Origin of the sequence: Actinoplanes sp. NPDC049265, assembly GCF_043197135.1 — a bacterium.
Classification (GTDB): domain Bacteria; phylum Actinomycetota; class Actinomycetes; order Mycobacteriales; family Micromonosporaceae; genus Actinoplanes.
The window spans coordinates 24,690-45,154 of sequence record NZ_JBICSP010000016.1; the positions used below are offsets into that span (position 1 = coordinate 24,690).

Genomic DNA, 20,465 nt, shown 5'->3' on the forward strand with positions numbered 1-20,465 from the left:
ACCGCCTGCCGCGCGGGCCAATGTGTCCTGGTTCAACCCGGCTAATCCGAACGGGGTCACGACGAGGTAACGGACTCAGGTTCTGCTGAGCGTGCAAGCTCGATCCCGGTGCGGACGCAATGTCCCGCTCGGCCGTGATGAACAAGTACATATGTCCCGTCGCGAGCGCACTGTTCGCGATTCCACCTGGTCTCCCCACCGGCTAGTTGTGGGCGATGCACCTCTTCTAGCGGACCGGCGCGACCGGATCGGTCTCGGCTTCGGCTGAAAGTTTTTTTTCGAAGGTCACCAGTGCTCTATAGGACAGGATCCAGGACAGGACGTAGGCCAAGCCGGACACGATGCTCAGCGCCCAGACGGTACCGACGACGGAGCCGAGCTGGTGTCCGATCAAGACCGCCGCCACGACCGCGACCGTGCGCGCAGCGTCCCAGGCCAGTTGGAGCCATTGCCGTTCCAGGACTACGAGGGTCTGAGACAACGGCGAGGCGACCAGCTGCCCGGCCAGCCCGAGCGCGAGCGCACGGGCGTAGACGCCGCTCTCGCGCCACTCGTCACCCAGGGCGAAGGAGAAGAGCCAGGGGCCGGCCACGGTGATCACGACGAAGATCAGGGCGGCCAGGGCAACGAGCTTTTTGCTAGCGGCCAGGAACATTTGTTTGCTGCCGCCGTCGAGCTGCCGAGTGCTGCGAGCCAGTTCCGACATGAAGACCTGGCCGATCGCGGCGCCGACCAGCGACAGGGGCAGGGCCAGGATGCGCTGGCTCATGCCGACCCAGCCGGCGACCTGGCTGCCGTAGAGCATCGACATCAGGACGAGGGGGAGCTGCAGGCCCAGGATGTTCAAGAATCCCGACGGCAGCAGGACCAGCGGGAACCTGATGTACCGGACAGCGACTTCCCGGAGCTGGCTGAGTCGCAGCGTTCGCATACGCGAGGGGGTCAGGATGCCGGCCGCCTTGGCCAAGGTGACCGTCCCGAGGAGCTGCCCGGCGCCGTAGCCGACGGTCATCCCGCCGGTCTTCAAACTGATCAGTCCCAGCCCGATCTGGAGGGCGTTGGTGGCGACACTCTGCACCAGGTTGCGGCGTCCGACCGCCCGATAGTTCTGCTGACGCAGTGCCGCCTGGCTGAACAGGCTGAAAGCCGCGATCACCGCGGCCAGCAGGGGCGCCGCGAACAACCACTCGTGCAGGCCGGGCTGGTTGAGACGATCCGCCAGCCAGCTCCGACTGGGAGCGGCTGCCATGAGGCCGAGCCCGGTGGTCGCGACAATGCAGCACAACCCGATCCCGACCACAGACTCGGCGTCCTGAGGTTGCCGCGGAAGCGGGATGGCCAGCTCGTAGCGTAAGGCGCCGGCCACTCCGAGCATCATCGCGATGGAGAGCACGACGCTGAACAGTCCGACTTCGGACGGGCTGTAGATCCGCGAGATGACCGGCGAGGCGAGGGCCGTTGCCACCTGACCGCCAGCGGCGCCGAAAAGGATGGTGAGGGATCCGCGACTCTGACGGTTGATCAAGCGCTTACCGAGCTTCTGCCGTGGCGGGCTGTGGTCGAGGCTCAACCGGCTCTCCTGCCGTTCGATGGCGTTTCGTCAATGTGCCGGATCCCAACGTGGCCAGCCCGATAGCGATGGAGATCCATGTCATGCGGTTGCCGTTGACGTCACTCGAGCTGTGCGCGACGACGATCCAGTAGGTGCCGAGTGCCAGTGCGGCCATGCCCTCTGGAGTTCGGGAGTTCCGGACGTACCCGGCCAGGGCGAAGATCATCAACGCGATGAAGCCGGCGGCGGCTATCCACCCACCCTCGACGGCGATCTCGAGTGTGATGTTGTGCGGATATTTGAGCGGCCGTCCGGCGGAGGTGAGGCCAAGAGCTTCGAATCCGCCCCAACCCATGCCCAGTGGGTCGCGTCCGATGCGGCTCAACGCGGCGGCGGCGAGACCATTGCGGCCGGCGTCTCCGCTGTCGCCGGAAAGGAACTGGCCGATACGTTCGGATCCGCCGGTCTGGAAGTAGGACGCCAGGTACCAGGCCACGGCGGCCAGGGCCGAGACGCCGACCAGCGCCCCGGCTCGCCGCCCACGAAGTCTTCGGGCGAGGAGCATGGCACCGAGGGTTGCGATGATCACGCCGCCGAGCGGGCCGCGGCTACCAACCGCTGCCAGACCGACGAAGCCTGCGAGCGCTGCGCCGAGAGTGAGCGCCCGAAGCCGGCTTGTGCTGATGGTAAGGGCGGCGAGCACTACCACCCCGGCACCGATCACCCGACCGGTCCCGATCGTGTCGCCTCCCTCCAACGCGAGGCGGCCGTACAGCTTCCATGTCTCCTGGTTCGGAAAAACCGCGGCGGCGATGCACATGGCGCCGGCGCCCGCGACGTTGGCACCCAGCCACCATCGCGGCGCGGCGGGATCCACGAACAGGCAGGGGGAGACCGCGCAGGCCAGCGTGATGGTGAACAGCAGGACGACCTTGGTGGTGCTGGTAGCGAAGGCGAGACCCGGCAGGAAGGCCACGAAGGTGATGGCCAGGCGGGTGATGGGCATCAGCGGCAGGACGCGCGACCTCACGACCCGGATGCCGATGCCTAGGAAGACCACCGAGGCCAGCGCCACGGTGATATCGATGGGCGCCCACGACGCGAGAGGGCTGCCCTTGTAGTACCCGGCGTATCCGAGGAGCACCAGCGCCACAACCCAGAAGGGCGACGCCTTGTCCCCGGAGGCAGTCAATTCGGGGAGTGCGACATCGTGCTCCCGCGAGCCGACGATGGTCACCTTCGCTGGACGGAACACGCCGGCCTACCTCTGCAGTGACTCGACGAGTCGTTGAAGCTCCGGGGCACACATGCGCTCCCACGACATGGAGGTGGAGGCGCGCGTTGCGGCCTCGTTGACCTGGGCGCAAACCCTGTCGGCTTCGGCCTGGAGGGCACAGATCCCGTTCGCGAAAGCGTCCGGCGACCGTGGATCGGCGAGTTCGCCGCGACCATGTTCCGCCATGAACGTACGGCTCGCGGCCAGATCGGACGTCACGACCGCCAGTCCGAGGCTCACGTACTCGAAGAGCTTCGTCGGGATGGCCAGATCGTTCTGCCCGCCCGTCTGAAGTGCGGAGAGGCCGATTCCGTGCCCGCTCAGGACGTCGACGAGAGCGTTGACCGGCATCGGCTCGAGCAGGGTGAGGTTCGCCGGACACCCGCGACGCTCGAGGAGTTCCTCGAACGCGATCTGGTCGGACCGGGACAGGAAGCGCTTGATGACGGTGATCTCGACGTCGGGCGCGACGTCAGCCAGGATGTGCGCGGTCTCCAGGATCAGGGGCGCTCCATACCCAGCGGAGAGAGTGCCGGTGTGGATGACCCGTTTGAGCAGCTCCGGCGTCAACTCACGCACGGCGCCGCCGCGTCCGTTCAACGCCGGGAAATTGGGCGTCACCGACACTTTGACTCCGGCCCTCCGGAAGCGTTGGGCGAGGATGTCGTTGACCACGTTGACCGCGCCCAAGCGCTTGGCGAGCCACTTCTCCACCGCCCAGGCCAGACGCCGCGCGACGCGACGTGGGGCGGCCGGCAACGGCAGTCGACCGGCGTAGTACTCCGGATAGAACTCGTGGACGTCGTACACGACCGGACGGCGCTTGGACCACCGCCACACCAGCGCGAACGGCAACATGTAGAAGTCGTGGATGTGCCAGATGTCTGCGTCGGATCGCCACGCGGCTCGCGTCACGTCCGCCAGTTTCCGTACGCGCTCACGGAAAGATGCCGCCGGCTTGATCCGCGTCTCCGCGAGCACGTCCGAATACCTGGTGTGGCCCGCCTCACCCCCCAGCCAGACGAAGTGAACCGCGTGCCCGGCGTCCGCCAGAGCCTGGGCACAACGAACGATTCGCTGGTCACCGATGGGGTGCACGGTAGCGATGCAGATCGAGCGTGAGTGCCCGGCCGTTCCGGGCGAAACCGTCGTCATGGTCCAGTGCGGGGTCTGGACGCGGGTCGGGTGCGTTGACATCGTCAGCGCCCGGTGTTGCGGATGCCCGCCCATGCGGCGTGGGAACGATGCGTCGAGGCGATGAAGCGGACGACCCGCTGCGACATGTCGCTGATCCGGTAGTCCGGGATGTCCGTCACGACGTCGGTGGCCAGGTTGACTGCTTCGAGCACCGCGTCCGAATCGATCCCGGCCATGACGATGGCGCCCGCGTCAAGGGCCTCCGGCCGCTCGATGGACTCCCGCAGCGTGACTGCGGGGAAGCCCAGGATCGCGGACTCTTCGCTGATGGTTCCGCTGTCCGACAGGGTGCACCTGGCTTTCATCTGCAGGTGTACGTAGTCGAAGAAGCCGAACGGCTCGTGGAAGACGATGTTTTCCAACGAATCCGGATCGTCAGCGCGCTGTTCCAGGCGTTTCCGGGTGCGCGGATGGGTCGAGACCAGGACGGGCAGACCCCAGCGGTCCCGGACGCCGCGCAAGCAGTCCAGCAGTTGGCCGAGTCGTGCGGGGTCGTCGACGTTCTCCTCGCGGTGGGCGCTGACCAGGAAGTACTCGCCGGCCCCCAGACCCAAGTGGTCGAGCACCTTGCTCGCGTCGATCCGCGGGCGGTAATGGTCGAGGACCTCGCGCATGGGGGAGCCGGTGTGCATGATGCGGCGCGGGTGCAGGCCCTCGGCCAGGAGGTTGCGGCGGGCGTGCTCGGTGTAGACCAGGTTGAAGTCGGAGACGTGGTCGACCATGCGCCGGTTGGTCTCCTCGGGCACGTTCAGGTCGAAGCAGCGGTTGCCGGCCTCCATGTGGTAGACCGGCACCTTCATGCGGCGGGCCATCAGCGCGGCGATGCAGCTGTTCGTGTCGCCCAGGACCAGCAAGGCGTCGGGGCGTTCCTCGGCGATCGCCTCCTCGACGCCGGCCAGCACCCCGCCCAGGACGCGGCCCAGGGACGACGTGTCGACGCCGAGGAAGCGGTCGGGCTTGCGCAGTTCCAGCTCCTCGAAGAAGACGTCGCTGAGCATGGGGTCCCAGTTCTGGCCGGTGTGGACCAGGACGTGTTCGACCGTTTCGTCCAAGCGTGCGATCACCCTGGAAAGGCGGATGATCTCGGGCCTGGTGCCGACGACGGTCATCACCTTCGTCATCGCTTGCGCCTTCCGTTCACGGCCGCCTCGATCAGCATGTCCTCGAGCTGATCGACGCCGGCCTTGCGGGACATCCGGGTTTCGTAGAGCGTTCGGGCCCGGTGGGCCATCTGTGCGCGTTCGTCGTCGGGCAGCTTCGACGCCTGCAGGAAGCGGTCGGCCAGCAGACGCCAGTCGTCGGGTGGGCAGGCCAGGCCGACACCGTTCGTCTCCACCAGGTCGGCGCAGTCGCCGGGGACCGACACCACCACCGGCGTGCCGCAAGCCAGCGCGGCCTGCAGCTTGGACGGGATGGTGCCTCGGAAGATCGGCAGGTCGCGCAGGCTGACCAGCTGGAAGTCGGCCGCGCCGTACAGGGCGGCCATCTCGTCCATCGGGCGGCGGCCCAGGAACCGGACGTTGTCCGCGCCCAGCTCGGCGGCGAGCGCGCGGGCGACCGGTTCGGCGATGCCCGAGCCGGCCAGGACCAGGTCCATGACGTTGCGGGATGCCACTTCGGCGGCAGCGCGTACGGCGTTCTCGATGTTCTGGAACGGACCCATGGCCCCGGCGTACATGATCGTGCAGCGACCGCGATGACCGATCTGCCGCCGCGCCGCCGCCGAGGTCTCCACCGGCTGGAACAGCTTCTCGTCGGTCCAGTTCAGGATCGTGCGGGTACGGCTCGGATCGGCGCCGCGAGCAACGACCAGCTCGCGCATGGTCGGGGCGATGACCGCGACACCGGCCGACGAACGGTAGACGCGCCGCATCATGGCGTGCAACTTTCCGTCGACCGCACGCCCGACGCGGCCACTGGGTGCCATCGCGGATTGCGTGACCGACTCCGGCCACAGATCCTGGACGTGGATCACCACGGGAATCCCGCGCAGGCGGTTGACCAGCGATGCCGCCGCGAACACCGTTGCCGGTGTCAGGTAGACGTAGACGACGTCCACGTCGGCCAGGTAACGCATTGCGGCGATTGAGCTGGTCGCGGCGAACGACAGGTAGTTCAGCGCGCGTCGCGCCCCGGAGTTGTCGTGGTTGGCGTAGAGGGGAACGCGGCGGACCGTGACACCGTCCTGGCGCGATTCGTTCTTCCAGCGCTGGCGGTAACCGGGGTAGATCCTGCCCTCGGGGTAGTTGGGGAAACCGGTCAGCACCCGCACGTCATGGCCGCGGGCGACCAGGTCCTGCGCCAGGCTCGCGGGGATCGGCGCCGGTTCCGGCGAGTACCACTGCGAGACGATGCCGATCTTCATCAGACGGCCTCGGGGTACGTGTCCGGGTTGGCGGGGTCGAAGAGGTTGTTGGACCAGAAGATCGTGGTCAGGTCGCTCGGACCGATGTTGGTGATGTTGTGGACCCACATCGCGGGCATGTCGATCACCGCGGGCTCGCTGCCGGACACCCGGAAACGGAGAACCTCGTCGTGGAACAGGCGGCGCAGGCAGATCTCGGCTTCGCCGCCGATGACCACGAAGCGTTCCACCTTCGACAGGTGGAAGTGCTGGCCGCGAGTCACGCCGGGCACCGTGGTCGAGCAGTACGACTGGCCGGCGCCGCCGTGGACCTTGACCGTCTCGACCAGGCTGCCGCGTGGGTCCTGGTGCCGGGTGAGGGCGACCGGTTCGGGCGCGAGGTGCGAGCGGTACGTGTTGAACAGGCGTACGTCGAACCGGGTGGTCAGGTCGGGGAACTCCGCCCGGCCGTAGAGGGTCGCGAAGCTCCGCAGCTGGTCGGCCAGTTCCGACACCGAGCGGCGGACGGTTGCCCGCTGGCGGGTCGTGCCCAGCAGGAGGGCGGCGGCGTCGGTCGCGTGCATCAGTTCCAGCTCGCGGTCGCCGGTGACCTGCGGGTCACCACCGTCGGCGAGGAGGCGGCAGAACGTGGCGATCACCGAGTTGTAGTTCGGGCGGCCGTGTTCGCCGAACAGGTTGGGGAGTCGCACGTCGGCGAAGTCGGAACCGGACCAGCGGGTGATCTCGGCCAGCAGGTCGGCCGCGGCCGCCTTGCCGTCGCCGTACGCGGTGCCGTTGCCGGCCTGGATCGAGTTGGCGAACACGACCGCCTTCGGCGGGGTGCCGCACGCCCGCAGGCCGTCGGCCAGGTGCTGGGCCAGGGCGACGTTGCCCTTCGACACGTCGTCGCCGCGGTTGACGCCGGCGATGTGGATCACCCGGTCGGCGCTGCTCAGGACGGGCGCGAGGCGGGCCGGGGAGGCGAGCAGCTCACGGTCGACCAGGGTCGGGGCTGGAAGATCAAGGGCTTGGGCGAGGACGCGTACGTGCCAGCCGAGGAAGCCGCCGGCGCCGGTGATGACCAGGTTCTCGGTCACGCGGCCACCAGCCGGTTCGCGAGGGCGAGTTCCGCGCGTACCTCCGGAAGGGTGAGCAGGACCGCCTCGATCTCCGAGACCGTCATTCGCGGAGCGTTGGCCGAGTCGAAGCCGAACACCTGCTCGCGGTCGGTCTCGCCCTCCTCGAAGTAGAGGGAGTAGTTGAGGTCGCGGCTGTCTAGGGGAACCCGGAAGAACTCGCCGAGGTCGTCCGCACGCTCCAGTTCCTCGCGGCTGACCAGCGACTCGGCCATCTTCTCGCCGTGCCGGATGCCGAGGATCTCCATCTTGAACGGGACGCCGAACAGGTTGCAGAGCGCCTCGCCGAGATCGGCGACCGTGGACGCGGCGGCCTTGCGGACAAGGATGTCGCCGGGCTGGGCCTGGGTGAAGGCGTGCTCGACCAGGTCGACCGACTCGGCCAGGGACATCAGGAAGCGAGTCATCTTCGGCTCGGTGACCGTGATCGGGCGGCCGGCGCGGATCTGCTCGATGAACAGCGGGATCACCGAGCCGCGCGAGTACATCACGTTGCCGTAGCGGACGCAGGAGACGTTGGTCGCGGCGGTCGGGTTGTTGCGGGCGTGGGCCTGCGCGACCTTCTCCATCATGGCCTTGCTCAGGCCCATCGCGTTGATCGGCAGGACCGCCTTGTCGGTGCTGAGGAAGACGGCCGAGCGGACCTCGTTGCGTTCGCACGCCTCGATCACGTTGGCGCTGCCCAGCACGTTGGTGCGGACGGCCTCGAGGGGGAAGAACTCGCACGACGGGACCTGTTTGAGGGCCGCGGCGTGGAAGACGTAGCCGACGCCGCGGGCCGCCTTCGTGACCGAGTCGAGGTCGCGGACGTCGCCGACGTAGAAGCGCACCCGGTCGTCGCGCAAACGGCGGCGCAGGTCGTCCTGCTTCGCCTCGTCGCGGCTCAGGACCCGGACCTCGGCGGCGCCGGCGGCGAGCAATCGGGCCACCATCGTCTGGCCGAACGAACCGGTGCCGCCGGTAATGAGAAAGCGTTGGTCCTTGAGCGAGGGCAACAAGGCGGGGTCCTCCGAGCATCGCTGAGAGACGATCTGTTCTTCCGGATCCAACGAACGCTCGGCGGCCGGGTGTCGGACAACGCCAGTGGGATTCTTTCGACACTGGTGATCGCGGGACTTTCACCTTAAAGGGGTAGTCCGATCATCTCGGCGGGCTTGATCCGTTAGTCAGAGAATGGCGAGGTTCGGACGCTCCCGCCGTACACATCTGGCACCCATACTCGTTTGTCAATCTGCGGCCGTCGGCCTGACGCCGCTCTTTCATAGAGGATCGATCGCCCGTGCAGAATGAAGAACGATATGCGTTCGAGCCACCGGAGCAGCCGTCGCGCATCCAGTTCAAGCGGGTGCGTCGAGCGAACGAAGGACCGACCGAGCCGGTCAAGAAGAGGGGGCGGCGCAAGCCGATCCTGCTGGCCGCGGCCGGGCTGGTCGCCGCCCTGCTCGTGACCCTGGGCATGGTCGGCGTCAGCGGATTCCGGGCCAAGGGCCACCTGCAGACCGCGGCCGGGTTGTTCGCGCAGCTGGAGCAGCAGATTCGCACCGGTGACGTGACGGCGGCCAAAGGCACGCTGGCCGCGCTGCAGATCGAGACGAAGGCGGCGCACGAGGACACCGACGGCGCGCTGTGGGGGCTGGCCGGCAAGGCGCCGATCCTCGGCGACGACCTGCGCGCGGTTGGGACCGTGGCGAAGGTTCTCGACGACCTGGCCTTCAACGGGCTGCCGGCGCTGATGGACGTGGCGGCGGGGCTCGACCCGAAGACGCTGGCGCCGAAGAACGGGCGGGTCGACATGACCGCGCTGAACACCGCCGCGCCGCGCATCGCCGCGGGTCTCACGGTCATCCGGAATGCGCACGCCGAGGTCCAGGGGATCCCCGTCGACGGGCTGGTGGGCCAGGTCGAGGCCGCGGTCACGCAGTTGTCGGCGGGGCTCGGGAAGGCCGAGGAACTGGTGTCGACCGCCGACCGGGCGGCTCGCCTGCTGCCGGGCATGCTGGGCGCGCAGGGGCCGCGCAACTACCTCGTGCTCTTCCAGAACAACGCCGAGGTACGGGCGACCGGCGGCATGCCGGGCGCGTACATCGTCGTGCATGCCGACGCCGGCGCGGTAACGATCACCGACCAGGGCACGGCGGCCAGCGACCTGAAGACCTTCAGTCCGCCGGTGCAGACGCTGAGCCTCGACCAGCAGTCGCTCTACACCGACCGGCCGGCGGTCTTCCCGGCCGACGTCAACCTCACCCCGGACTACCCGACCGCGGCGTCGCTGATGCGGAACATGTACCGCAAGCGGTCCGGCGTCACGGTCAACGGTGTGCTGGCCACCGACCCGGTCGCCCTGTCCTACCTGCTCAAGGCCACCGGCGCGGTGAAGCTGCCGCAGGGTGAGCCGCTGACCGCGGACAACGCGGTGCGGGTGCTGCTGTCCGAGGCGTACGCGAAATACCCGGAGCCCACGGCCCAGGACGCCTACTTCGCGCGGGCCGCGCGGGCCACGTTCGAGGCGCTGATCAAGGGGCAGGGTGACGCCAAGGGCATGGTCACGCAGCTGGGGCGGGCGGCGGGGGAGCGGCGGCTGCTGATGTGGTCGGCCGACCCGGCCGAGCAGCAGATCCTGGCCGGCACGGTGCTGGAGGGGCGGCTGCCGGTGGATGACCCGGCCTCGCCGACCGTCGGGGTGTTCCTGAACGACGGCACGGGCGCGAAGCTCAGCTACTACCTGACGCAGACGGCGGCGCTCACGGTCGGCGCCTGTGACGAGGACGGCGGCCGGGAGATGCACCTGAAGCTGACGCTCGGGTCGACGGCGCCGACGACCGGGCTTCCGGCGTACGTCACGGGTCTGGCCCTGAGCGGCAACAAATACACCTCACGAACCAACGTCATGGTCTTCAGCCCGACCAATGCGGCTGTGGTCGGAATCACATCCGAGGGTCAGGAAATCGAATTCGGCGCGGGAATCGAGCGCGGTCGTTTCGTCGCCGTGCTGACCGCCGATCTGGTGCCGGGTGCGAAGCAGACCTACGACATCACGATTCAGCCCAGTGAGCTGCCGAAGGACGGCGCGATCCGGCCGCGGTTGTGGACGACGCCAGGGGTGCGGCCGTGGCAGACCGCCGTCGAGCCCGGAGCCGCCTGCGCCTGAACAAAATTGCCGAGCAATTCTCGGATAACGCGGAATTGCTCCCCAAATCCGTCAGCCATCCGCCATATGGACAGGTGTTGTCATCCGAACTGCGCATGTACTCCCGTGACCGATAGGCGTTGTGCATATCGAGCCGGTCCCGTCGGGCGACGTGACAAACGGTTCCAGTCAGCATCCACCATCGGTGAAGAGGCCGTATGTCATTAGCAGAGCGGATTCGGCGGGCGGACAACGCGGAGCAGCGGACGCGCATTGCCGGACCCTGGTTAGTGGATTCCGCCGCTTGGGCACTGGGCCTGATGGCGGCCGTGGTCGCGCGGTACGACGACGATTTCGCCGCGGCGCCGATGACGGCCACCGGAATCGCCGTGGCCGTCGCGATGGTTCTGCACACGGTGATCGGGCACCAGCAGTTCCTGTATCGCGGCCGCTACGGTTTCGGCACCTTCGAGGAGGTCCGGGCCGTCTTCACCACCGTGCTGGCGGTGGTCGTCCTGCTGGTCGCGATCGACCTGGCCATGCCCAGACGACCGCTGCCGCTCAGTGCCGCGCTCGTCGGCGGCCCGGTCGCGTTGGTCGTGATGTGCGCGGTCCGCTACGTACGCCGGCTCCAGCACGAACGCCGCCTCCGCCCCGACGCTCGGCAGGCCACGCCGGTCCTGCTGTTCGGCGCCGGGGCGGCCGGGCAGCGGCTGTTGCGGTCGCTGATGCAGGACCCGGACAGCCAGTACGTACCGGTCGGGCTGATCGACGACGACCCGCTCAAGCGCAACCTGCGGGTCAACGGCGTGGCGGTGAAGGGCGGCCGGGAGAACCTCGCGGCCGCGCTGGCCGAGACCGGTGCCCGTACGGTCATCTTCGCCGTCGCCAACGTGAACGCGGTGACCATCCGCGACGTCCGCCGGCGGGTGCTCGACGCCGGCGCCGACTTCAAGGTCGTGCCGTCCTTCGGTGAGCTGCTCGACGGCACGGTCAGCGCGTCCGACGTACGCGACGTCAACATCGCCGACCTGCTCGGCCGGCACCAGGTCGACACCGACCTCGACGCGATCGCCGGCTATCTCAAGGGCAAGCGGGTCCTGGTCACCGGGGCCGGCGGGTCGATCGGATCGGAGCTGTGCCGGCAGCTGCACCGGTTCGAGCCGGCCGAGCTGATGATGCTCGACCGCGACGAGTCCGCGCTGCACGCCGTGCAGCTGAGCATCCACGGCCGCGCCCTGCTCGACAGCCCGGAGCTCATCCTGGCCGACCTGCGCGACGCCGACCGCATCGCGGCGATCTTCGCCGAGCGCCGCCCGCAGGTGGTCTTCCACGCCGCGGCGCTCAAGCACCTCTCGCTGCTCGAGGCCTACCCGGGCGAGGCTCTCAAGAGCAATGTGTGGGGTACGCAGACCGTTCTGCACGCCTCGGCCGCGGTCGACGTCGAGCGGTTCGTCAACATCTCGACCGACAAGGCCGCCAACCCGACCAGCGTGCTCGGCTTCTCCAAGCGCATCACCGAACGGCTCACCGCGCACGCCGCCACGGTCGGCTCCGGCTCGTACCTGAGCGTCCGCTTCGGCAACGTGCTGGGCAGCCGTGGTTCCGTACTCACCGCCTTTGCCGCGCAGATCGCCGCCGGCGGACCGGTGACCGTGACCGACCCGCAGGTGACCAGGTATTTCATGACCGTCCAGGAGGCCGTGCAGCTGGTCATCCAGGCCGCCGCGATCGGTGGCGACGGCGAGGCGCTGGTCCTCGAGATGGGCAAACCGGTGCCGATCGCGCAGGTGGCCAAGCAGATGGCCGAGAACGCCGACACCCCGGTCGAGATCGTCTACACCGGCCTGCGCCCGGGCGAGAAGCTGCACGAGGACCTGTTCGGCGAGGACGAGGTCGACGTACGCCCGCTGCACCCGCTGATCTCGCACGTGAGCGTGCCGGCCCTGAACCCGTACCTCGTGCTGGTCCTGGCCCCCGACGCGGAGCCGGACGACGTCACCCGGGACCTGGCCGAGCTGTGCCGCACCGACCGGATGGCGGTCGCCGGGCGCGCCCCCGCGCACATCGCCCGCCAGGCCGGCCCCGTGGACCTCCGGCAGACGATCGTGATGCGGGCCCCGACCATCAACTGACGAACAGTGTGGCCCGGCACGTCGCCGCGCTCCTGACTTCCGACGGGAAGTCGCCGGCGACGTGTCCGCGGCGCCCGCGCCCTGGATCCGTTGCGCTCGAGTGACGAGGGCGTACGGGCACATCGGTATCGACCGTGAGCCTTCGCCGCTACCTTCGACTCCCATGATCCGTGTAGAGGGAACCCGGGACTTCCCGATGGCCGCGGCGCCCGCCTTCGACTACATCACCGACCCGGTGAACTGGCCGGACTACTGGCCCGACCTGATCGAGGTGGAGACGCCGGGCGCGTCGTGGTCGCGGGCCGGCGACCAGATGCGGTTGCGGTTGATGTTCGCCGGGCGGCCCACCGCGATGCGGATGACCATGGAGACGGTGGTCCGCCCCGAGGTCGTCATCTACGACTCCGCGCAGGCCGGCCTGCCCGCGATGCGCCACGAACGCTACTTCGAGGCCCGCGACAGTGGCCTCCACTATCGGATCGCGGTCGCCTACGAGCCGCGCCCGGGACTGTCGGGGCTGCTCGACCGCACGCTGGTCCGGGCCGGCGTCCGCCGCGTCCTCAACCGCACCCTCGACAATCTGACGAGAGAACTGACCGCGCGGGCCGCGCCGGGCGGCGACTCCCACTCTGGGTAGTGGTTACGGCACGATCTGGTTCGTCCGTTTGGGCTCGGGTGGCTCCGATCATCGCCGGACATTGATATCGCCGGGCGGTGAGAGAAACGTCTGATCCTTATATTTTGATGGTGTGCGAATCGATGTTTTTCTTCTGGCCCTCGCGTTTCTGGGCGGCATCGCCATTGTCGTGTACGTGACTCGGCATCGCCTTTTGAAGATAGGCGCTCACAGTTTGGCCGCGGCCAGAAAGCGCGCATTCTATTCACGTCTTCGCCACTTCCGGAATCTGGTCGCCGAGGCGGCGGCCCGGCCGCGGGCGGCCAAGGTGGACGAGCCCGTTCCGGTCGTACGGTCGCATCACGTGCTGTCCAACCGGCTGATGGATCTGCCGACCCGACGCCTCTGGCCGTCCACCCGGCACCGGGTCCCGCCCTGGGTGACGTCCCACGACATCAGCGAGGACTGACCCGGCTCCAGTCCGGTTCCAGGGCCGTTCCAGGGGCGCTGGGCAGCCTGTCCACGGTCGCGGCGAACGCCGTCGTGACCGCGGACAGGAAGGCTCTCACATGCAGACGAACCTGGCACCGTCCCGCCGTCGCCGCGGCCGGATGATGCGCTACGCGGGAGTGGTGGTGGTCGCCGCGATCGGGCCGGCCGCGCTGCTGGCCGCCCCGGCGTACGCCTCCGGCCTGGTCTTCAAGAGCGGGACCGACATCGTGGCGACCCTGTCGACGGCGCAGGCCCACAACGCCACCGCGGCGCCGTCCGGCTCGGCGGCCGTCGTCATCAGCGCGGTCGGCGAGACGTTGAGCGCCGGTACCGGGTGCACGCAGTCGGGGGCGGCGGTGATCTGCCCGCTCGGATCGCAGGACACGATCACGCTCAACGGCGGCGACCTGAGCGACACGCTGACCAAGACGGTGAACGCGCGCGGCAAGTTCAACGGCGGTTCGGGCGACGACACCCTCAACGCCGGCCCCTCGCCCTCCGGGAACACGCTCTCCGGCGGACCGGGGCGGGACACGCTCAGCGGCGGCGCCGGCGGCGAGTTCATGGACGGCGGCACCGGACCGGACACCTTCAACGGTGGTCCGGGGCCGGACATCGTCACGTACCAGATCTCTGGCGCCGGCGTCACCGTCACCATCGACAACGCGGCCAACGACGGCACCACCGGTGAGGGCGACAACGTTCGCTCCGATGTGGAGACGATCTACGGCAGCCCGTTCGGGGACACCGTGACCGGATCGTCGGCGCAGGACATCTTCCTCGGCTTCGACGGCGACGACCGGCTCAACGGCGGCCCGGGACCGGACATCCTGGTCGGCGGGGCCGGCAAGGACACGCTGCGCGGGGAGGGCGGCGACGACCGGCTGGAGGCGAACGACAACGCGGGCGGCGACCTGGCCGACGGCGACATCGGCTTCGACACCTGCCTGACCGAGTCCACCGACACGCGGTCGTCCTGCGAGGCGTAGTGGGGGACAACGACATCGGCTTCGACACCTGCCTGACCGAATCCACCGACACGCGGTCGTCCTGCGAGGCGTAGTGAGGGACAACGGCATCGATCTGCCCTGACGACCACGGCCGGCTCCGGTGGCACCCGCCGCCGGGGCCGGCCGCTATCGCACGGCGAGTTCGGAGAGTACGGACGTGGCGTGGCGTTCCCCCGCGGCGTACCCGCACGCTCGGTGGAGGGCGAGAGCCTGCCGCGTCTCCCTTTCCGCCGCGCCGGTGTCCCCACCGGCCAGGTGCACGCGGGCCGCGAGCAGGCAGGCCGAGCCGTGCAGGACGCGATAGCCGGACGAGGCGGCCCGGGTCCGGGCGGTGACCGCGTGGCGGTGCGCCGCGCCGTGGTCGCCCAGCTCGAGGGCGGCTTCGGCCAGACCCAGCAGGGACTTGATCTGGGTGCCGGGCACGCCCGCGCCGACGGCCAGCTCGTACGCGCCGCGGTACAGCTCGGCCGCCGCCGTGGCCGACCCGCTGACCGGCCCGAGGCTGATCAGCGCCAGCGCCTCGGTCCGGGTGTCGGCGGTCTGCCGGGCCAGATCCAGCGCCTCGCGGGCATGCCCGGCCGACACGACGGTACGGCCCAGGTCATGCGTGACATCGGCCATCCCGACGTACGCCATCGCCAGGCCGTCCCGGTCGCCCAACTCGGCGCAGTGCCGGATCGCCTCGGTCAGCCGGGCCTCCGCCTCCACCGGACGGCCCTGCTCGCGTAAGGCGCGGCCCAGCCCGGTGAGGCAGAGCGACTGGCCGTGCCGGCTGCCCGAGCGCCGATTCAGGTCCAGGGCCTCGGTGTAGTGGGCGACCGCGTCGGCGAGCCGGCCCTGGTCGAGAACGACCGCGGCGAGGTTGCCGGCGTTGTTCGCCACTCCCGCGTGCCGGCCGGTCCGGCGGTCCACCGTGAGCGCCTTGGTCAGGTGCTCCACGGCCTGCGCCAGCCGCCCGCGACCGTGGCCGACGATGCCGAGGTTGCCCAGCGCGGTGGCCTCGGCCTCGCTCCAGCCGACCGCCCGGGACAGGCGCAACCCCTCGGCGTAGTGCGCGGACGCGGTCTCCAGATCGGCCGCGCACCGGTAGGCGGTGCCCAGGCTGTGATGGGCCGCGGCCCGGGCGTGGCCGTCGTCGCCGGCGGCGTCGAGCGCGGCCTCGGCCGCCACCAGCCACTCGGCGACATGACGCCCCAGGTGGAAATGCCCGCGCAGGCCGTCGGCGAGCAACACCGCGGCGTGCCGCAGGCGGACGTCGGCCGCACCGTGCCGGATGGCGGCCACGAGATCGGCGCGCTCGGCGTCCAGCCAGTCGGTGGCGGCCCGATGGTCGGCGAACGCGAACGGTGTCTCCGGCATCCGCTCGGGCAACCGCAACATGTGCGGATAGAGCAGAGCGGCGGCCGCGCCGACCATGCCGAGATACCAGTCGTAGAGGCGGTTCTGAACGGTGGCCAGCAGCTCGGCGGTCTCCTCGCGGGCGGCGCGCTGCGCTGCGTACGTACGGATCAGGTCATGCCTTTGAAAACGGTCGCCGGTCCGCACGAGCAGGTGGGCGGCGGCGAGCCGGCCCAGCGCCGCGACCGCCTCCGGCCCCGCCATGGCCCGCGCCGCCGGGGTGCTGACATGCCGGCCCGGGACCAGGCTGAGCAGGCGGAACAATCGCTGGTCGGGGTCGGGCAGGGCGCGGTAGGAGGCGTCGAACGCGGCCTCGACACCGGCCCGCGGATCGCCGTCGATCGTCAGCGTGCCCAGCGAGTCGGCCCGCAACCGCTCGACCAGGGCGGCGATCGGCAGCTCCGGTCGCAGCAGCAGCGTGGCCGCCGCGATCCGCAACGCCAGGGGCAGATGACCGCAGGCTTGGGCGAGTCGCTCCGCCGGCTCCGGCTCGGCCGCCACCCGCTCGAGCCCGAGCACCCGGGTCAGCAGTTCGTGGCTCTCCGCCGGGTCGAGCGTGTCGAGCGGTAACGGGCGTGCGCCGTCCCGGGCCACCAGGCCGCCCAGCTGGTCACGGCTGGTGACGAGGACGAAGCAGCCGGCTCCGCCGGGCAGCAGCGGGCGCACCTGGTCGGCCTGGCCGGCGTTGTCCAGCACGATCAGCATCCGGCGCCCGGACAACAGCGTGCGGTAGAGAGCGGCGGCCTGGTTGACGTGCACCGGGATCTGCGGCGACGGGACACCGAGGGCGCTCAGAAACCCGGTCAGGGCGTCGATTGGGCGTACGGCCGGGCCGTCGGCGTAGCCCTGCAGATCGACGAAGAGCTGGCCGTCCGGAAAGCGGTCGCGGACGCGGTGCGCCCACCGGACCGCGGTCGCCGTCTTGCCCGAGCCGGGCAGCCCGGCGATCACCATGATGGGCAGTCCGGGTGCGTCGGGCATGGCGTCCAGCCGGGCGATCTGGGCCAGCCGGCCGGTGAAGTCGGCCGGCGCGGCGGGCAGCTGGGCCGGCGCCGCCGGGCTGGGCTGCGACAACTCGGGATCCGGTCGCAGCACCGGGTCGTGCCGCAGGATCGCGACCTCCAGCTCGCGCAGCTCGGGGCTCGGGTCGACGCCGAGTTCCGCGCCGAGCGCCGCACGCAGCCTCTGGTAGGCGGTGAGCGCGTCGGCCGGCCGGCCGACGCGGTAGAGCGCCATGATCAGCTGCCCTTGCAGCCGTTCGTCGAAGGGCCGGTCCTGGGCCAGCCGCTCCAGTTCGGGCAGCACCTGGTCGTGCTCGCCCCGATCGAGGCGGGCCGTCACGAGCAGGCCCTCAGCACGATTGCGCAGCCCGGCCAGCCACTGCACGGCGTCGGCGAACCAGGGCAGGCGACCCAGCGAGGCGAGAGCCGGCCCGCGCCACAGGCCGAGCGTGGCCCGCAGCAACTCGACCCGCCGATCCGGGTCGGTGACGGTCGCGGCCTCGGCCAGCAGCCGTTCCGCCTCCCGCACATCGGTCTCGACAACGAGCAGGTAGCCCGGCTCGCGGAACTCGATCGCGTCCCGATCCTCCAGCAGGGACCGCAGGAAGGAGACGTGGTTCTGGATGGTGTTCGCGGCGGTGGCCGGCCGGTCGTCACCCCAGACGGCGGAGATCAGGGCGTCCGTCTCGACGATCGACCCGGACCGGAGCGCCAGGGCGGCGAGGGCGGCCTGGCGGCGCTGCCCCGGCAGTCGCTTGACCTGATCCCCCACGACGACATCGATGCTTCCAAGCAGCCGGACCCTGCGCACGACCGAAGAGTATCGACGCTTTTCCGCGGATCCGATCATTTGTCGGCTTGTTGAAGTTCGGACTCGCGGGCGCGGGCGGCGGGCGTTCGACGAGCCCCGTACCCCGTTGTCCCCGGTCCATCAGGACGACCGACGCCGGCGAATTGCCAGCGCGGTCAGCAGCGCGCCGACGAACGCGCCGATCATGTTGTTGCGGATGTCGGTCAGCGACCCCGCGCGACCCGCGATGTCGTACTGGCACAGCTCGATCCCGGCCGTCAGGGCCAGGCCGACCAACGTCGCCCGGGTGACGGATGGCCACACCATCCGGCCGAACACGCCGATCGGCACGTACAGCGCGATGTTGGCGATCTGCTCGATGTCGGCCGGCGGGCCGAACAGCTGACCGCGCAGCGCCCCCGGCGTGTGGTGCAGCAGGGTCAGGAAGTGGGGGTAGTCCGGGCCGCCCGCTAGGGTGCTGGGCGTCAGGGTCAGCGCGGCGACCAGCCCGGTCGCGCCCAGGAACAGGCTCGCGCCGGTTCGGGAGCAGCGGCGCCGGCGGGCCAGGACAGCGCCCAGCGGCCAGGACAGCGCCAAGGCGGCCGCGAGCACCAGCAGCGGTAACGGCTGCTGGACAAAGGCCCAGAGGCTTTCCCTGAAATCCATGTCTGCACGATATGTGTGTATATGCGAGGCGTCGGGCGTTCGTCACCCGGGCGGGGTCAGTGACTCGGACAGGAAAAGGGGCCGCACCCCAAAGGAATGCGGCCCGGGAAAGCCGATCGTCAGGAGTTGCCGGAGATGTACCAGTAGCCGGTGATCGCCGCCGCCGGGATGTCGGCACCGACCGGGCCACGGCCCCAGAAGTAGTCGTTGATGTCGACCGCGCCGCCGGAGCCGATCACACCCATGTTGGCCCAGACCACATCGGACGGCTGGTCGTCGATCGACGCCATCGCCCAAGCCTTGCGGACCTGCAGCGGGTTGCTGCGCAGCAGGTACTTGGCGTACTGGCTGCCGTGGTCGGAGCTGTGGTACGAGACCGTGTGGAAGCTGTTGATCTGGTGCAGCCCGGCGAAGGCCGGCCCCCACCGCTTCCACCAGCTGGTGTTGCCCGAGCCCTGCTCCAGGATCAGGCAGGTGAACAGGCTCATCCACTCCACGTCGCCGTTGCCCCAGCGGGCGTCGGTGTTGGACAGCTTGGCGTCGTCATGCGTGCTGCAACCGGAGAAGCTGAAGCCGGTCGGCGACCCGTGCCCCTGCCAGTAGGTCATGTCCACGTGATCGGCGTAGTTGCTGTCGTTGCCGCCGAACGCCGGGTCCTTGAAGTCACGCTCCCAGGCGTTGGCGTCGCTCCAGCTGAACTCGACCGGGATGCCACGGCCGGTGAACTGGCCGTTGAACGAGGCCAGGTTCTGCTTGGTGTGCGGCAGGCCGGAGCAGGCCCCGGTGCCCTCACTGCCCACGTCGACCCGCTGGTAGGCGCGGGCCGTGGGTGCGGACTCGCGCGGCGGCTGCGGCACCGGCATCGTCGGCAGGGACGCGTCGACCGCCGCCGGCAGGGTCACGACCTGGGCGGCGGCGCCGCTCGCGTCCACCCCGGAACAGCGCAGGCTGGGCTCGAGGGTCTTCAGGCCGGTGGACAGGGCCGGCGCGTAGTAGAACGGCGTCGCGGAGGTCACGCGTACGCCCGTACCCATGAATCGCGCACAACGCTGCACTGACCCGGCCGCGTCGAGCACCGCCACGCTGCCGCTCTGCACCAGCGTGCGGCGGCTGTAGAAGAGGCTGGACACCTTGCCCTTGCCGTCGAAGGCGACGCGGACCTTGGCGCCCGGCCCCTCGTAGGGCAGGCCGGCCAGGCTCTGCGCGTACGAGATCGTTGTGTCGATCGCGGCGTTGACGGTGGAACGGCCGTTGCGGTCGACGGCCCGGATCGTGGTGTTACTCGCCTTGGCGCGACCGCCGGGCGCGAGGCGGGCGGCGGCCAGAGCGCGGGCCGCATTGGTCAGTGCGGTCTTGGCCGGGATCGGCTTCATCCGCTTGAGCGCGGCCACATCCAGCACCGGCGTCGTCGTGACGTTGCCGTCCTCGTCGGTGCCGCGCTTGCCCGGCTTGGTCGGTACGGCCAGGAACGCGTCGCCGGCGGTGAAGCGAACGCCACCATCGTCCTCAGGCACGACGTCGCGCAGCCCGAACGCCTTGCCCAGGGCCGCGGTCTGCAGTGGGGTCAGCCCGGCCGAACGTACCTCGTACACCGGCAGTACCGGCGGCAGCGAGGCGAGGGCCGGTTGCGGAGCAACGATCACCAAGGGTGCGGCCAGCGCCGCCACCCCGAATAGAACACGCATGTAGATTTCTCCAGATCTTGCTTTAGGCGCAGGTCAGCGC

15 protein-coding genes are annotated in these 20,465 nt (G+C 69.7%); 5 read left to right on the forward strand and 10 right to left on the reverse strand.

The window, feature by feature from the left end:
• Window positions 1-226: 226 nt before the first annotated feature.
• The 7 genes from ACGFIO_RS31550 to ACGFIO_RS31580 are packed head-to-tail and all read right to left on the reverse strand — an operon-like array spanning window position 227 to window position 8,503.
• On the reverse strand, window positions 227-1,570 hold the full coding sequence (locus ACGFIO_RS31550; protein ID WP_392831633.1) for a lipopolysaccharide biosynthesis protein: 1,344 nt from the start codon (window positions 1,568-1,570) through the stop codon (window positions 227-229).
• Window positions 1,530-2,789, reverse strand: coding sequence for an O-antigen ligase family protein (locus tag ACGFIO_RS31555; protein WP_392831636.1), 1,260 nt, complete (start codon window positions 2,787-2,789; stop codon window positions 1,530-1,532). The genes ACGFIO_RS31550 and ACGFIO_RS31555 overlap by 41 nt, the downstream gene beginning before the upstream one ends.
• A 24-nt stretch (window positions 2,790-2,813) precedes the next feature.
• Entirely contained in the window at window positions 2,814-4,058 is a 1,245-nt protein-coding gene (locus ACGFIO_RS31560; RefSeq protein WP_392831639.1) for a glycosyltransferase, read from the reverse strand.
• On the reverse strand, window positions 4,028-5,146 hold the full coding sequence (wecB, locus tag ACGFIO_RS31565; protein WP_392831642.1) for a non-hydrolyzing UDP-N-acetylglucosamine 2-epimerase: 1,119 nt from the start codon (window positions 5,144-5,146) through the stop codon (window positions 4,028-4,030). Before wecB ends, ACGFIO_RS31560 begins: the two co-directional genes overlap by 31 nt.
• On the reverse strand, window positions 5,143-6,390 hold the full coding sequence (locus ACGFIO_RS31570; RefSeq protein WP_392831645.1) for a glycosyltransferase family 4 protein: 1,248 nt from the start codon (window positions 6,388-6,390) through the stop codon (window positions 5,143-5,145). Before ACGFIO_RS31570 ends, wecB begins: the two co-directional genes overlap by 4 nt.
• Window positions 6,390-7,466 (reverse strand): NAD-dependent epimerase/dehydratase family protein, encoded by a 1,077-nt coding sequence (locus tag ACGFIO_RS31575; RefSeq protein WP_392831647.1) that lies wholly within the window; start codon window positions 7,464-7,466, stop codon window positions 6,390-6,392. The genes ACGFIO_RS31570 and ACGFIO_RS31575 overlap by 1 nt, the downstream gene beginning before the upstream one ends.
• Window positions 7,463-8,503, reverse strand: coding sequence for a polysaccharide biosynthesis protein (locus tag ACGFIO_RS31580; protein WP_392831649.1), 1,041 nt, complete (start codon window positions 8,501-8,503; stop codon window positions 7,463-7,465). The genes ACGFIO_RS31575 and ACGFIO_RS31580 overlap by 4 nt, the downstream gene beginning before the upstream one ends.
• A 281-nt stretch (window positions 8,504-8,784) precedes the next feature.
• On the opposite strand from ACGFIO_RS31580, the gene ACGFIO_RS31585 reads away from it, so the two are divergent.
• From ACGFIO_RS31585 to ACGFIO_RS31605, 5 genes are all read left to right on the forward strand, one after another.
• Window positions 8,785-10,653 carry a DUF4012 domain-containing protein gene (locus ACGFIO_RS31585; RefSeq protein ID WP_392831652.1) on the forward strand — a complete coding sequence of 623 codons (1,869 nt, stop codon included), beginning with the start codon at window positions 8,785-8,787 and terminating at the stop codon, window positions 10,651-10,653.
• A 299-nt stretch (window positions 10,654-10,952) separates the two neighbouring features.
• The gene (locus ACGFIO_RS31590; RefSeq protein ID WP_392831654.1) at window positions 10,953-12,767 is read left to right on the forward strand and encodes a polysaccharide biosynthesis protein; all 1,815 of its coding nucleotides are present in this window, start codon (window positions 10,953-10,955) and stop codon (window positions 12,765-12,767) included.
• Between the two features lie 163 nt (window positions 12,768-12,930).
• The gene (locus ACGFIO_RS31595; protein ID WP_392831657.1) at window positions 12,931-13,404 is read left to right on the forward strand and encodes an SRPBCC family protein; all 474 of its coding nucleotides are present in this window, start codon (window positions 12,931-12,933) and stop codon (window positions 13,402-13,404) included.
• A 112-nt stretch (window positions 13,405-13,516) separates the two neighbouring features.
• Window positions 13,517-13,852: a hypothetical protein gene (locus ACGFIO_RS31600; RefSeq protein ID WP_392831659.1), complete on the forward strand. Its 336-nt coding sequence runs from the start codon at window positions 13,517-13,519 to the stop codon at window positions 13,850-13,852.
• Window positions 13,853-13,952: 100 nt separating this feature from the next.
• Window positions 13,953-14,864, forward strand: coding sequence for a calcium-binding protein (locus ACGFIO_RS31605; protein ID WP_392831661.1), 912 nt, complete (start codon window positions 13,953-13,955; stop codon window positions 14,862-14,864).
• 147 nt (window positions 14,865-15,011) lie between these two features.
• On the opposite strand, the gene ACGFIO_RS31610 is transcribed toward ACGFIO_RS31605, so the two are convergent.
• From ACGFIO_RS31610 to ACGFIO_RS31620, 3 genes are all read right to left on the reverse strand, one after another.
• Window positions 15,012-18,095 (reverse strand): BTAD domain-containing putative transcriptional regulator, encoded by a 3,084-nt coding sequence (locus tag ACGFIO_RS31610; RefSeq protein WP_392831664.1) that lies wholly within the window; start codon window positions 18,093-18,095, stop codon window positions 15,012-15,014.
• 120 nt (window positions 18,096-18,215) lie between these two features.
• Window positions 18,216-18,740 carry a VanZ family protein gene (locus ACGFIO_RS31615; RefSeq protein ID WP_392831666.1) on the reverse strand — a complete coding sequence of 175 codons (525 nt, stop codon included), beginning with the start codon at window positions 18,738-18,740 and terminating at the stop codon, window positions 18,216-18,218.
• Between the two features lie 119 nt (window positions 18,741-18,859).
• Window positions 18,860-20,425, reverse strand: coding sequence for a DUF6345 domain-containing protein (locus ACGFIO_RS31620; protein ID WP_392831669.1), 1,566 nt, complete (start codon window positions 20,423-20,425; stop codon window positions 18,860-18,862).
• Window positions 20,426-20,465: the final 40 nt, after the last annotated feature.

What these genes read in the sequence shown, in the direction of transcription:
- wecB (WP_392831642.1), bottom strand. Translation starts at nt 5,146, where the DNA reads ATGACGAAGGTGATGACCGTCGTCGGCACCAGGCCCGAGATCATCCGC.
- ACGFIO_RS31595 (WP_392831657.1), top strand. Translation starts at nt 12,931, where the DNA reads ATGATCCGTGTAGAGGGAACCCGGGACTTCCCGATGGCCGCGGCGCCC.
- ACGFIO_RS31570 (WP_392831645.1), bottom strand. Translation starts at nt 6,390, where the DNA reads ATGAAGATCGGCATCGTCTCGCAGTGGTACTCGCCGGAACCGGCGCCG.
- ACGFIO_RS31560 (WP_392831639.1), bottom strand. Translation starts at nt 4,058, where the DNA reads ATGGGCGGGCATCCGCAACACCGGGCGCTGACGATGTCAACGCACCCG.
- ACGFIO_RS31605 (WP_392831661.1), top strand. Translation starts at nt 13,953, where the DNA reads ATGCAGACGAACCTGGCACCGTCCCGCCGTCGCCGCGGCCGGATGATG.
- ACGFIO_RS31590 (WP_392831654.1), top strand. Translation starts at nt 10,953, where the DNA reads ATGGCGGCCGTGGTCGCGCGGTACGACGACGATTTCGCCGCGGCGCCG.
- ACGFIO_RS31620 (WP_392831669.1), bottom strand. Translation starts at nt 20,425, where the DNA reads ATGCGTGTTCTATTCGGGGTGGCGGCGCTGGCCGCACCCTTGGTGATC.
- ACGFIO_RS31615 (WP_392831666.1), bottom strand. Translation starts at nt 18,740, where the DNA reads ATGGATTTCAGGGAAAGCCTCTGGGCCTTTGTCCAGCAGCCGTTACCG.